At 44.9% G+C, this 11,315-nt stretch carries 9 protein-coding genes; 7 read left to right on the forward strand and 2 right to left on the reverse strand.

Features of this window, described 5'->3' with window-relative positions; genetic code table 11:
- Positions 1–4: 4 nt before the first annotated feature.
- Complete coding sequence (locus HMPREF3208_RS00870) at positions 5–2,242, reverse strand: RNA degradosome polyphosphate kinase (RefSeq protein ID WP_016636786.1); 2,238 nt, start codon at positions 2,240–2,242, stop codon at positions 5–7.
- Between the two features lie 802 nt (positions 2,243–3,044).
- Here HMPREF3208_RS00870 and HMPREF3208_RS00875 point away from each other — a divergent pair.
- From HMPREF3208_RS00875 to HMPREF3208_RS00890, 4 genes are all read left to right on the forward strand, one after another.
- Positions 3,045–3,776, forward strand: a complete 732-nt coding sequence (locus HMPREF3208_RS00875) for an MIP/aquaporin family protein (RefSeq protein ID WP_032814561.1) — start codon at positions 3,045–3,047, stop codon at positions 3,774–3,776.
- Positions 3,777–3,962: 186 nt separating this feature from the next.
- A complete protein-coding gene (locus HMPREF3208_RS00880) occupies positions 3,963–5,012 on the forward strand; it encodes a glutamyl-Q tRNA(Asp) synthetase (RefSeq protein WP_064346812.1) in 1,050 nt (349 codons plus the stop codon).
- A 35-nt stretch (positions 5,013–5,047) separates the two neighbouring features.
- Positions 5,048–5,356 carry a hypothetical protein gene (locus HMPREF3208_RS00885; RefSeq protein WP_032814559.1) on the forward strand — a complete coding sequence of 103 codons (309 nt, stop codon included), beginning with the start codon at positions 5,048–5,050 and terminating at the stop codon, positions 5,354–5,356.
- A gap of 33 nt (positions 5,357–5,389) precedes the next feature.
- The gene (locus HMPREF3208_RS00890; protein ID WP_064346755.1) at positions 5,390–6,190 is read left to right on the forward strand and encodes a YggS family pyridoxal phosphate-dependent enzyme; all 801 of its coding nucleotides are present in this window, start codon (positions 5,390–5,392) and stop codon (positions 6,188–6,190) included.
- Between the two features lie 49 nt (positions 6,191–6,239).
- Here HMPREF3208_RS00890 and HMPREF3208_RS00895 read toward each other — a convergent pair whose 3' ends face one another.
- Positions 6,240–7,055: a fumarylacetoacetate hydrolase family protein gene (locus tag HMPREF3208_RS00895; protein ID WP_064346757.1), complete on the reverse strand. Its 816-nt coding sequence runs from the start codon at positions 7,053–7,055 to the stop codon at positions 6,240–6,242.
- A gap of 339 nt (positions 7,056–7,394) precedes the next feature.
- On the opposite strand from HMPREF3208_RS00895, the gene clpB reads away from it, so the two are divergent.
- From clpB to HMPREF3208_RS00905, 3 genes are all read left to right on the forward strand, one after another.
- The gene (gene clpB, locus HMPREF3208_RS00900; RefSeq protein ID WP_016636778.1) at positions 7,395–9,989 is read left to right on the forward strand and encodes an ATP-dependent chaperone ClpB; all 2,595 of its coding nucleotides are present in this window, start codon (positions 7,395–7,397) and stop codon (positions 9,987–9,989) included.
- Positions 9,990–10,282: 293 nt separating this feature from the next.
- The gene (locus HMPREF3208_RS06945; protein ID WP_269146675.1) at positions 10,283–10,411 is read left to right on the forward strand and encodes a hypothetical protein; all 129 of its coding nucleotides are present in this window, start codon (positions 10,283–10,285) and stop codon (positions 10,409–10,411) included.
- A gap of 47 nt (positions 10,412–10,458) precedes the next feature.
- Positions 10,459–11,226, forward strand: coding sequence for an ABC transporter ATP-binding protein (locus HMPREF3208_RS00905; protein ID WP_064346759.1), 768 nt, complete (start codon positions 10,459–10,461; stop codon positions 11,224–11,226).
- Positions 11,227–11,315 lie beyond the last annotated feature (89 nt).

Here is an 11,315-nt window from a genome sequence, read left to right on the forward strand (position 1 = left end):
GCGATTAGTTCGCACCGCGAGGCTTACGCGTGTGAGTATGAATCAAGTAAGCCTGGCTGTCAACGAGCGGACGGCCTTCCTTATCGCGAGAATGCAAGGTATACGTGCCGTCGCCATCCATCCACCAGGAAACTGTAGAATTAGCCATTTGCAAATCAACATACTGAATTAATGCTTCAACTTGATCAGGCGCAGTAATGCGAACTAGGGTTTCAACTCGACGATCAAGATTGCGGTGCATCAAATCTGCAGAGCCAATCCACACTTCTGGACCACTTGCAGGACCGTCACCAATCTGCGGGCCACAAGAATTAGCGAATGCGTAAATACGGCTGTGCTCAAGGAATCGACCAAGAATAGAGCGAACGCGAATATTCTCACTCAATCCCTCAATGCCAGGCTTCAGTGAGCAAATTCCACGCTCAACAATATCAATCTTCACGCCAGCTTGAGAAGCACGGTATAAAGCGTCAATAGTTTGCTCATCAACTACGGAATTGACTTTAATCTTAATCCATGCTTCCTTGCCAGCAAGTGCTGCGGCTTCCTCACGGTGAATACGCTGAATAATGCCAGTGCGAACTGTTCGTGGAGCTACAAGCAAGCGATGGAAGCTTGACTTTGGAGCATAACCGGAAAGCTGGTTAAACAAGCGAGTCAAATCCTGTCCGACTACAGGATCGCAAGTAAGCAATCCCAAATCCGTGTAAAGGCGAGCAGTCTTAGGATTGTAATTACCTGTGCCAACGTGGCAGTAGCGACGCAACCCTTCTGCTTCTTGGCGTACCACGAGTGAAAGCTTGCAGTGAGTCTTCAAACCAACAATGCCGTACACAACGTGAACGCCTGCGCGCTCAAGCTTACGAGCCCAAGCAATATTTGCGTCCTCGTCAAATCGTGCCTTAATCTCAACCAGCGCGAGTACCTGCTTTCCGGCGTGGGCTGCGTCAACAAGAGCGTCAATAATTGGCGAATTGCTAGACGTACGGTACAAAGTCTGCTTAATTGCAAGTACTTTTGGATCCGCAGCAGCCTGCGCGAGGAATGCCTGCACAGAAGTAGAGAACGAATCGTAAGGATGATGCAACAAAATGTCATGCTCGCGAATAGAAGCGAAAATATCTTGCGCGTGGCTAGTTTCAACTTCCGCAATCTGACGGTTCGTAGTAGGAATGAACGGACGATACTTCAAATCTGGGCGATCAAGCGCCTGCAATTCAAACAATACCGTCATATCAAGCGGCGAAGGCAAGCGATAGACTTCCTCAGGGCTTACGCGAAGTTGATTTGCAAGAAGCTGAGAAAGGAATGGGCTGGCCTCGTTAGAAATTTCCAAACGAATTGGCGGTCCAAAGCGGCGGCGAAGAAGTTCCTTCTCCATAGCGTTGAGCAGATTTTCTGCGTCATCTTCCTCAACGTCAATATCCTCGTTGCGTGTAACGCGGAAGGAACGAGCTTCCTTAATAATCATGCCTGGGAAAAGCGATTCCAAGTGTGCTGCAATCAGCTTTTCCATAGTGATGAAGCCGTAGCGCTCTTCGCGACCTTCTTCGTCTGTTAAATCGTCAACTGGTACAAGACGGTTCAAATTATCTGGAATTTTTACACGCGCAAAATGCGACTTTCCAGAATTTGGATTTTCGACGATAACAGCCAAGTTAATAGACTTGCCGGAAATGTATGGGAATGGGTGAGCAGGATCCACTGCAAGAGGCGTAAGAACAGGGAAAACTTGCTTTTTGTAGTAATCAGACAAGCGAGCCTTTTCTGAGTCCGTAAGCTTATCCCAGCTGAGCAAAACAATGCGCTGTTTCGCAAGCTCAGGGAGAATATGATCAATCACATAATGTGCATGTTCATCTTGGCGGCGGTGAGTAACCTCGCTAATAGCGCGCAACTGCTGACGAGGGCTTAATCCAGATGCTGCAGTTACTGCTATGCCGGAATCGATGCGACGCTTTAAGCCTGCGACTCGAACCATAAAGAATTCGTCGAGATTTGACGCAAAGATAGCAGCAAAATTAGCGCGTTCAAGTAGTGGTAAATCGGTATTTTGTGCCAACTCAAGCACGCGGCGATTAAATTTCAACCAGCTTAATTCTCGATCAAAGAACCGATCTTTTGGCAACGGTAACTCGCCCTCACGAGCTTCACGTTTTTCTGCCTTTTCGTCTTCGGCGATGTGCTCTGCAATTTGACCGCGCAGAATCGCCTTTGAGGGAGCGTCAAAAATTTGTACCATACTCTGTAATTGTATGCGCTGTAAGAGAAGTGCGCGACTGAGTGTCGATGTTGTGAGAGGGTATTTAATTGCAATGTCGTTACAATTTGAAGTCGAGTTGAGATTGATTTTTAATAAGACTGATTTTTGAGGAGTATTGCTAGTTGAGTGCGACGGCGCGTCATTGTCAAGAGGACGGCAAAGGATAAACTGACCTTTGCGCCGCCGCTCTTAGATCGTATCGCAACACGCCGATGGCTGTGCGATGTGAACGTAAATTCACATGACAACCTTTGCATGTTCACAAAATGCCGCAAGAGTTGCGATTTTTCGTGTGCAATTGAACAGTAGTGACAATATGTTAACAAAGGCTAATTTGCTCTTTACTATTAGGCGAAAAACGATGATAATAATAATTACAAAAACAAAAAAGAGATAGCGGTAACCCACAAAAGTGTATGGATATAGAATCCGTGGACGTTGGACGGGATATTTAAGACTTGAACCGTTGCAACGAGGATGTTGTGCAGATGAAACCGCAGATATTGTTTTTGTAGATAAGAGGCTCGTCAAAGTGGCGAGCCTCTTTTGATGTGGGGGCGATTTTACTGCTCATGCAGGCTGTCGCACGCATAAGGGAAACTATCAAAGAATAATTGTTGGAATTCATTTTCTTAGCTTCTTTGAAAATGAGAATATATTGTGTTCCATGCTGTGCTAATCGCAATTGCGAGTTGTTGGACGATTGTTAAGCGACGAGTCGTTATTTATACGCGTGATTACGTGTGTGGAGTTTGAAACAGGTAAGAAGGATCGAAAGACCATGCAACATTCGTTTATGGCAACGTTGGCTGCAGAATTTATTGGCACTGCTATTCTTATGATTTTCGGAAACGGTGCTGTTGCAAACGTTGAATTAAAAAATACTAAAGGACACCATGCTGGTTGGTTAAATATTGCTATGGGCTACGGTTTTGGTGTTATGTTCCCAGTGCTCATGTTTGGCGGAATTTCCGGCGCGCATATCAATCCTGCTATGACAATTGCGCAAGCAGTTTGCGGAATGTTCCCTTGGGCAAACGTACTTCCATATATTGTTGCACAGCTTTTGGGTGCATTGGTTGGCCAGCTTATTGTGTACGTAACTTATTTACCGCACTACAACGAAACTGAGGAGCCAGGAGCTATTCTTGGCACTTTCTGCACTACGGATGCTTATAACAACAAACTTAACTACTTCCTTAACGAATTCTTCGGCACGCTTGTGCTTGTTCTAGCTGCACTTTGCTGCCTTACTTCTCCTTGGGGTGAGAAGAATTTGGCCGGTGCTTCAATCGTTGTTGGCTTCGTTGTTTGGGGTTTGGTGACTTCTATGGGCGGCCCAACTGGTCCTGCTTTGAATCCTGCTCGTGATCTTATGCCGCGTTTGCTTCACGAAATTTTGCCAATTCCGCATAAGGGATCTTCTCGCTGGGGTGAAGCGTGGATTCCGGTTATTGCTCCTATTGCCGGCGCAATCTTGGGTGTGGTTATGTATAAGTCGTTATTTGCATAAAACCATTTGCTTGTAACTGTGATTGATTATGATTGATTGCGGTTTATTGCGATTGTAAGAAGCGCGTAATGCTAGTATGAATGCGTTACGCGCTTTTTGTTTTGCAAGTTTATACTTTGCAAACTTGTGCTTATTAAGAAAGATATTGGAAAAGATATTAAGAAAGATTTTAAGAAAGACGAAATCATGTTTTCTAAGTCAACTATTGCAATTGGGCGTTTTGCGCCTACTCCTTCCGGGCGTATGCATATTGGAAACATGGTTGCTATGCTTGCGGCTTGGCTTTCTGCAAAATCGCAAGGCGGCCACATGATTTTGCGTTTGGAAGATCTTGATATTGCGCGCATGCCAAAGGATGCTAGCGCGCGAGTGATTGACGACTTGCGTTGGGTTGGGCTTGATTGGGTTGGCGAGCCAACTTATCAGCATGAGCGCACTGCAATCTACCAAGAAGCTCTTGAATCCCTAGAATCTTTGCAAGACGACGACGGAAATTCGCTAATCTACCCATGTTTTTGCTCGCGTTCCGATATTCGCGCAATCGCAGCTCCGCAGGAAGGCGACGGTTTTATACGTTACCCGGGTACGTGCAGAAATCTTCGTAAAAACGCGCAAGGTTTGGCGCAAATCAAAAAGCGTTTGCAAAATAATCAGCAACATTCTTTAAGGCTTGCTGTTCCCTCGACTGATTCGAGGCAAGCAAATATTGATTTTGAAGATGCGATTTTTGGTACGCAATCTTTTAATATTAATCGCGATTTGGGGGACATGGTGATTCGCCGCGCTGATGGCGTTTTTTCGTACCAGCTTGCGGTTGTTGTTGACGATGTTTTGAGCGGAGTAAATGACATTGTGCGCGGACGTGATTTGTTGCGTTCGGCAGCGTTGCAGATTTGGATTGGTGAGCTGCTTGAAAAATCGGGATTTTTTGCGGCTCACGGTACGCATTATGTGCGTCCGCAATTTGCGCATTTGCCGCTAATTGATAACGCTCAAGGCGAGAGGCTTGCCAAAAGTAAACATTCGCTTGATGTTGGTGCGCTTCGAGAAGCTGGCTGGAGCGCAGAGCGCATGATCGGCTACTGCATGTATCTTTTGGGATACAAAAAGCCTAGTCAAAATCAACCGGTAGATATGAGTGCTGCCGATGCTCTCGCGTTATTTGAAAGCGACGAAACGCCGTGGGATTCTGTTCACACAAACCTAGCCGACAAATCCGTGCCCTTCCTTGACTAAACTATGTATTTAAAATGGGAAAAGGAAGGGTTGAAATGAAATTTAGTGAATTGAGTAAAGAAGAGCAAAAAGATCTTGCGGAATATGGCGAGATTATTTCAAGAGAAATGGAAGCAAAATCGGAACCAGATCCAGGAGATCCAACTTTGGATTCTCGCTGGGATCCATCTCGTGAATTGAGCAGATTGAATTATCGCCGTCACGCAATTGAAAAAGAGATAAATGAGGCTGTGTACAAAAGCCGCAAAAATGGTCAGTCTTGGAATACAATAGGTCGCGCACTTGGAGTTACTGCAGAAGCTGCACGTCGTAAATATAGTGATAAAATTCCTCAATTAGTGTGACTATTTTTTATGAGATTAGATTGGGGGCAATAAATGGCATATATGACGCAAAAAGATTTAGCGAATACTGGGGTCGATTGTGTTCGTGCGCGTCAAATTGCCGACGGTGTGCACAGCATGCAAGACGTCATTGCTCAAGCCGAATCGCATTATGGGCGCAAAGCTGGATCTGTTACGCTACTTGCCGCGACTAAAACGCGAGATGTTGGCGAAATTATGGCAGCGCTTAAAGCCGGAGTGCGTGTAATTGGGGAAAATCGCCCGCAAGAAATCGTTGCAAAAGCCGAAATTTTACGCGCGGAAGCTGCTAGAGAACGTTTAAGCGTTGGTGTAAACGGCGAAATTCCGCTCTATTTAATTGGTCAGTTGCAAAGCAATAAAATAAACAAAGTCTTGCCGCTTGCAAATGGTATTCAGTCGGTTGACGGCATTGATCTTGCGCAAAAAATATCTGCTCGCGCGCAAAATCTGGGACTTGGTGTAGACGTTATGTTGGAAGTGAACGTTTCGGGAGAAGCTACAAAATCCGGATGTGCGCCAGAACGTGCGATTGACGAAGCGCTCGCTATATCTAGTCTTCCGGCGCTTCATTTGCACGGATTTATGACGCTCGGAGCGCGCGTGGATGATGAAAAAATAGTGAGAAGTGGTTTCGCAAAATTGCGAGAAATTAGAGATTGTGTGAGTGAACAACTCGCGCAAGATCATGATGGAAACTCTGCAAAATTAGAGCTTTCGATGGGAATGTCCGGCGATTTTGCGTGGGCGATTGCCGAAGGCTCAACGATGGTCCGAATTGGTTCGGCAATCTTTGGCCCACGCGCATTTGTGTAGTCTTAAGTTTTGCCTAGTTTCTCATTGCTATCTTTTACTTTTATTGCCGTTATGCATGCACAATCACATTGCGCAGCGAGCCAATACCATCTACGTGCACAATCGCTTCGTCACCAGCGCGTAAAGTTCCAGCTGGGTATGGAGTTCCTGTCAAAATCACATCTCCTGGAAGAAGCGTTGAGAAGCTTGAAATTGCAGCAATTTGTTCAGGAATACTGTGAATAAGTCGAGCTGTAGTGCCGTCGGCTTCTGGCACATTTTCACCATTAAGCGTAAATGAAATATGTGCATCGCGCCAATTTAGCTCGGTTGTAATCCAAGGTCCAAGTGGGCAAGAAGTGTCGAAACCTTTTGCGCGCGTCCACATTGGGTCGCTACCTGCGCAATCTCGTAAAGTTACGTCGTTTACGCAAGTAAAGCCAAAAACGTAATTCATTGCGGTATCTGCCGTCACATTTTTGGCGATTTTGCCCATAACAACTGCCACTTCTGGCTCAAAATTCATGTCGTTTGAGCAAGCAGGAATCACAATTGGATCGTCCGGACCAATTACAGAAGTGCTTGGCTTTGTAAAAATCACCATATCTGCAGCAGTATGCGAAGATGCCGCAGAAGAAGCAGCGCGCTCATCATCGGAACGCGTATCGTAATTTTTCGCCAATCCGTACACTTTTGAAGGAATTACAGGCACAAGCAAGCGCACGCCATCCGCATCCAACGCGTAACGTTTACCAGTTGGCTTAACTCCTTGCGGGCTTAAAGGATGCCCTTCAAGCGCTACTAAATAATCTTTACCGTCGGTTTCGTCTTTTTGAACGAAAGCGTATTGAGGAACTTCATTATAGGAAAAACGTGCAATTCTCATGTTTTTAAGATTACGACATATTTGCTACTTAATTAAGCATTGCTCGATACTTAACTAAACTTTGCTTGCTGCTTAATTAAATTATTTGCGTAAATTATTTGCGATTGAAAGTTCTTGAAAACAAAACTTGAGTCTAGTACACTCAAGTTTTAGGAATAAAGTTATAGGAAAATCTGTTATACGTATCAGATACATGAAAGTGAAAGCTCGTTAGAACTCGAAAGTATCGTCAAAAAGCTTGAAATTGCAACAAAAGTTGCAACGAGAGTTGCAATAAAAGTTGCAGCGATTTGACTTAACTGAAATGTGTTTTAGAGCTTTCGTGGAAATGAGGTAGATATGGAACAAAAGTTTACAACCTTAGCGCAAGACGCATTAAGCGACGCTGTGCAAAGTGCAGCGGCTGCTGGCAATGCGCAAGTTGACACTTTGCATTTGGCGGATGCTTTACTTCGCCAAGAGCAGGGCGTTGTGCGCGCGCTTATTGCTCAGGCGGGGGCGGACGCGCAACAAATCGGTGCTGAAATTCGTAACGCATTAGTGGCGTTGCCTTCATCTACTGGCTCAACTACAACTAAGCCAGACGCAAGCCGTCAGCTTTTGGCTGCGCTAAGCCAGGCAGAAAAAGAAATGCGCGCAATGGCAGACGAATACGTTTCTACAGAGCACATGCTTATTGGCATAGTTGCAAGCGCGCCAAACGCTGTTGCGGATATTTTCAAAAAGCACAACGTTTCCGCAGACGCGTTGCGAAAAGCTGTGCCAACTGTGCGCGGAGGTGCGAAAGTTACGAGTCCGGATGCTGAAGGCAACTACAAAGCGCTCGAAAAGTATTCTGTTGATATGACTGCGCGCGCTCGCGAAGGAAAGCTCGACCCAGTAATTGGCCGCGACCAGGAGATTCGCCGCGTGATTCAAATTCTTTCTCGCCGCACGAAGAACAATCCTGTGCTAATTGGCGAGCCGGGCGTTGGAAAAACGGCAGTTGTAGAAGGATTGGCTCAGCGAATTGTGGCAGGAGATGTGCCTACGACTTTGCAAAACAAGCGTCTTATCAGTCTCGATTTGGCTTCGATGGTTGCAGGTTCAAAGTATCGCGGCGAGTTTGAGGAACGCTTAAAGGCAGTGTTGAAGGAAATTCAACAATCAGACGGTCAAATTATTACGTTTATTGACGAAATTCACACTGTTGTTGGCGCAGGATCTGCAGAAGGTTCAATGGATGCTGGCAATATGCTTAAGCCAATGCTTGCGCGCGGTGAGCTGCGTTTGGTTGGTGCAACTACGCTTAACGAGTATCGCGAGCATATTGAAAAGGATTCGGCGCTTGAACGCAGATTCCAGCAAGTGTTTGTTGGCGAACCGTCTGTTGAAGATACTGTGACGATTTTGCGTGGACTTAAGCAACGTTACGAAGCGCACCACAAGGTGACGATTAGTGACGATGCAATTGTAGCTGCAGCAACGCTTTCAAACCGCTATATTACTGGCAGACAGCTTCCAGATAAGGCGATTGATTTGGTAGATGAAGCGGCAGCTCACTTGCGTATGGAGCTTGATTCACAGCCAGAAGAAATCGACGAATTGCAGCGTAAAGTTACGCGTCTTGAGATGGAAGAAATGCAATTAAAGAAGGCGGAAGATGCTGCTGCGCGCGAACGCTTAGAAAAGTTGCAAGAAGAATTAGCTAACTCGCGCGAAAAGCTTACTGGATTGAAAGCGCGTTGGGATGCGGAAAAGGCTGGTCACAACAAGGTTGGTGATTTGAGAGCACAACTCGACGCTAAGCGCGTAGAAGCCGACAAATTCACGCGTGAAGGCAACTTGGAACAAGCAAGCCGTATTTTGTATGGCGAAATTCCAAGCATTCAAAAAGCTTTGGAAGAAGCGGAGTCCGAGGCTTCTAATGCTAAGAGTGAAGCAAAAGAGCCGATGGTTCCAGACCAGGTTGATGCTGATTCTATTGCTGGAGTTGTTAGCGAATGGACGGGCATTCCCGTTGGTCGCTTGATGCAAGGCGAAAATGAGAAGCTGCTCAACATGGAAAAGGAGCTTTCTAAGCGTGTGGTCGGTCAAAGCGAAGCAATTCAGGCTATAGCGGATGCTGTACGCAGAAGCCGTGCTGGAATTGCAGACCCGAATCGCCCGACTGGTTCGTTCCTATTCTTGGGTCCTACTGGCGTTGGTAAGACGGAGCTTGCTAAGGCTCTTGCTGACTTCTTGTTTGACGATGAGCGTGCAATGGTTCGCATTGATATGAGCGAGTACATGGAAAAGGCTTCCGTTTCACGTCTAATCGGTGCTGCTCCTGGTTACATTGGCTATGAGGAAGGCGGCCAGCTTACTGAAGCTGTGCGTAGACGTCCGTATTCTGTAGTGCTTTTCGACGAAGTTGAGAAGGCACATCCAGAAGTATTCGACGTTTTGCTGCAGGTTTTGGACGATGGTCGTTTGACTGACGGACAAGGTAGAACAGTTGATTTTACGAATACGATTTTGATTATGACATCAAACTTGGGTTCGCAATTCCTTGTGCAAGAAGGCTTGGACGATGCTGCTAAACGCAAGGCTGTTATGAATGCTGTTCACGCTGAGTTTAAGCCAGAGTTCATCAACCGTTTGGATGAGCTTGTTATGTTCCATCCGTTGAGCCGCGAAGAGCTTGGTGGAATTGTGGATATTCAAGTTCGTCAAGTGGCTGCACGCTTGAGCGACCGCCGTATTAGCTTGGATGTGAGTGATTCTGCTCGCGCTTGGCTTGCAGAGCATGGCTATGATCCAGTTTATGGTGCTCGTCCGTTGCGTAGATTGGTTCAGACAGAAATTGGCGATCAACTTGCGCGATTGCTGCTTTCTGGAAAGGTGCATGATGGTGCTCGCGTAGTTGCGGATTGTGCAGAGAGCGACGACCATGTGACTCTCAAGATTGCGTAATATATGCATTATTTAATGTAGTCAAATAATGTAGTCAAATAAAACAAAGCGTGCTGTTTATTGGATTATTTTCCAGTAGGCAGCACGCTATTTTTGTATCTGAATAAAAAATATTTGTAGAATGAAGTTGTAATGAAAAGGTGGATTTCCCACTTAATTTTTCGAGTTATTGCTGATAATTGGCATTATAGGATATGCCTATCTTTTAAAATTTTAATTGGTTTTTGTAAAAATCTATTTTTTTATATTGAATTATTATAGAATAAGCGTACGTATTCAGGGCTGAATACGTTATGAAGCAGATTGAAAATGGAGATACCAATTGGATAAAAGATGGCGTTGAATATTCTGGTGGCTGTATTTTTGGGGTTAATGATACTCCTAGTGGCAACCCTGTCACCATGGAAGTTGGAAGTAATTAGTCTAGTTGATATAAATATCAAATTGCTATAACGTTAAGTGGGGAGATATGCAAGAATCATATACGGGCTCAGGTGTGCAACTTGTTAATGTGAATTTTTCGTATGGGAAAAAACAAATTTTGCATAATCTTTCTATAGATTTATCTTTTGGCATATGTGGTCTTTTGGGGCCAAATGGTGCTGGGAAAACTACTCTGCTTAACGTTATAGCGACGATTTATGCTCCCTCTAGTGGAAAACTTTTTGTTCATGGCTTTGATGTAACTTGTCGTGCGGAAAGGGCTAAAGCTCGGTCAAATATTGGTTATTTGCCACAATCATTTGAACTTATGAATGCATCGAGTGTGTTAAAAAATGTTCAATATGCCGCATGGGCGCGAGGTTTATCGTGGAGCGCTGCGTATCAAGCTGCTTGGAATGCTCTCAAACAGGTTGGCTTGGAAAAACAAGCACATCGCATCGTTGCTAAAATATCAGGAGGTCAGCGTCAGCGTGCTGGTATTGCTTGTGTGATTGCTAGTCAGCCTGCAGTACTAATACTTGATGAGCCTACTGTTGGTTTAGATCCTGAGCAGCGTATTGATATTCGTAATTTTCTTAAGTCTTATTCGCAAAAGCATACTGTTATTGTCAGTACACATTTAGTAGAAGATTTAGCAGTAATTGCGGATCGGGTTATAGTTCTTAATGAAGGAATTATATTGCTTGATGGGAAAATGGATAATCTTCTTCAATATGCTAATCGTGAAGATCTTATGGTAACTCCATGGGAATCAGGGTATAGACATTTGCTATCTAAATTTCATAAAAATTAGTAGTAGCAGTAACTAGATATGTATGGTTTCTTATTTTGTTAATGTGGTAGCAAGTAGGGATGTGATTAAATATGCGTCAATATTCTAAC

It is taken from the genome of Gardnerella vaginalis, assembly GCF_001546485.1.
In the GTDB taxonomy this organism is placed as follows: domain Bacteria; phylum Actinomycetota; class Actinomycetes; order Actinomycetales; family Bifidobacteriaceae; genus Bifidobacterium; species Bifidobacterium vaginale_D.

Bases quoted from the DNA above. Each gene is read 5' to 3' on its own strand.
- HMPREF3208_RS00895 (WP_064346757.1), bottom strand. From the start codon at position 7,055: ATGAGAATTGCACGTTTTTCCTATAATGAAGTTCCTCAATACGCTTTC.
- HMPREF3208_RS06945 (WP_269146675.1), top strand. From the start codon at position 10,283: ATGAAGCAGATTGAAAATGGAGATACCAATTGGATAAAAGATGGCGTT.
- HMPREF3208_RS00885 (WP_032814559.1), top strand. From the start codon at position 5,048: ATGAAATTTAGTGAATTGAGTAAAGAAGAGCAAAAAGATCTTGCGGAA.
- HMPREF3208_RS00905 (WP_064346759.1), top strand. From the start codon at position 10,459: ATGCAAGAATCATATACGGGCTCAGGTGTGCAACTTGTTAATGTGAAT.
- HMPREF3208_RS00880 (WP_064346812.1), top strand. From the start codon at position 3,963: ATGTTTTCTAAGTCAACTATTGCAATTGGGCGTTTTGCGCCTACTCCT.
- clpB (WP_016636778.1), top strand. From the start codon at position 7,395: ATGGAACAAAAGTTTACAACCTTAGCGCAAGACGCATTAAGCGACGCT.
- HMPREF3208_RS00870 (WP_016636786.1), bottom strand. From the start codon at position 2,242: ATGGTACAAATTTTTGACGCTCCCTCAAAGGCGATTCTGCGCGGTCAA.
- HMPREF3208_RS00890 (WP_064346755.1), top strand. From the start codon at position 5,390: ATGGCATATATGACGCAAAAAGATTTAGCGAATACTGGGGTCGATTGT.
- HMPREF3208_RS00875 (WP_032814561.1), top strand. From the start codon at position 3,045: ATGCAACATTCGTTTATGGCAACGTTGGCTGCAGAATTTATTGGCACT.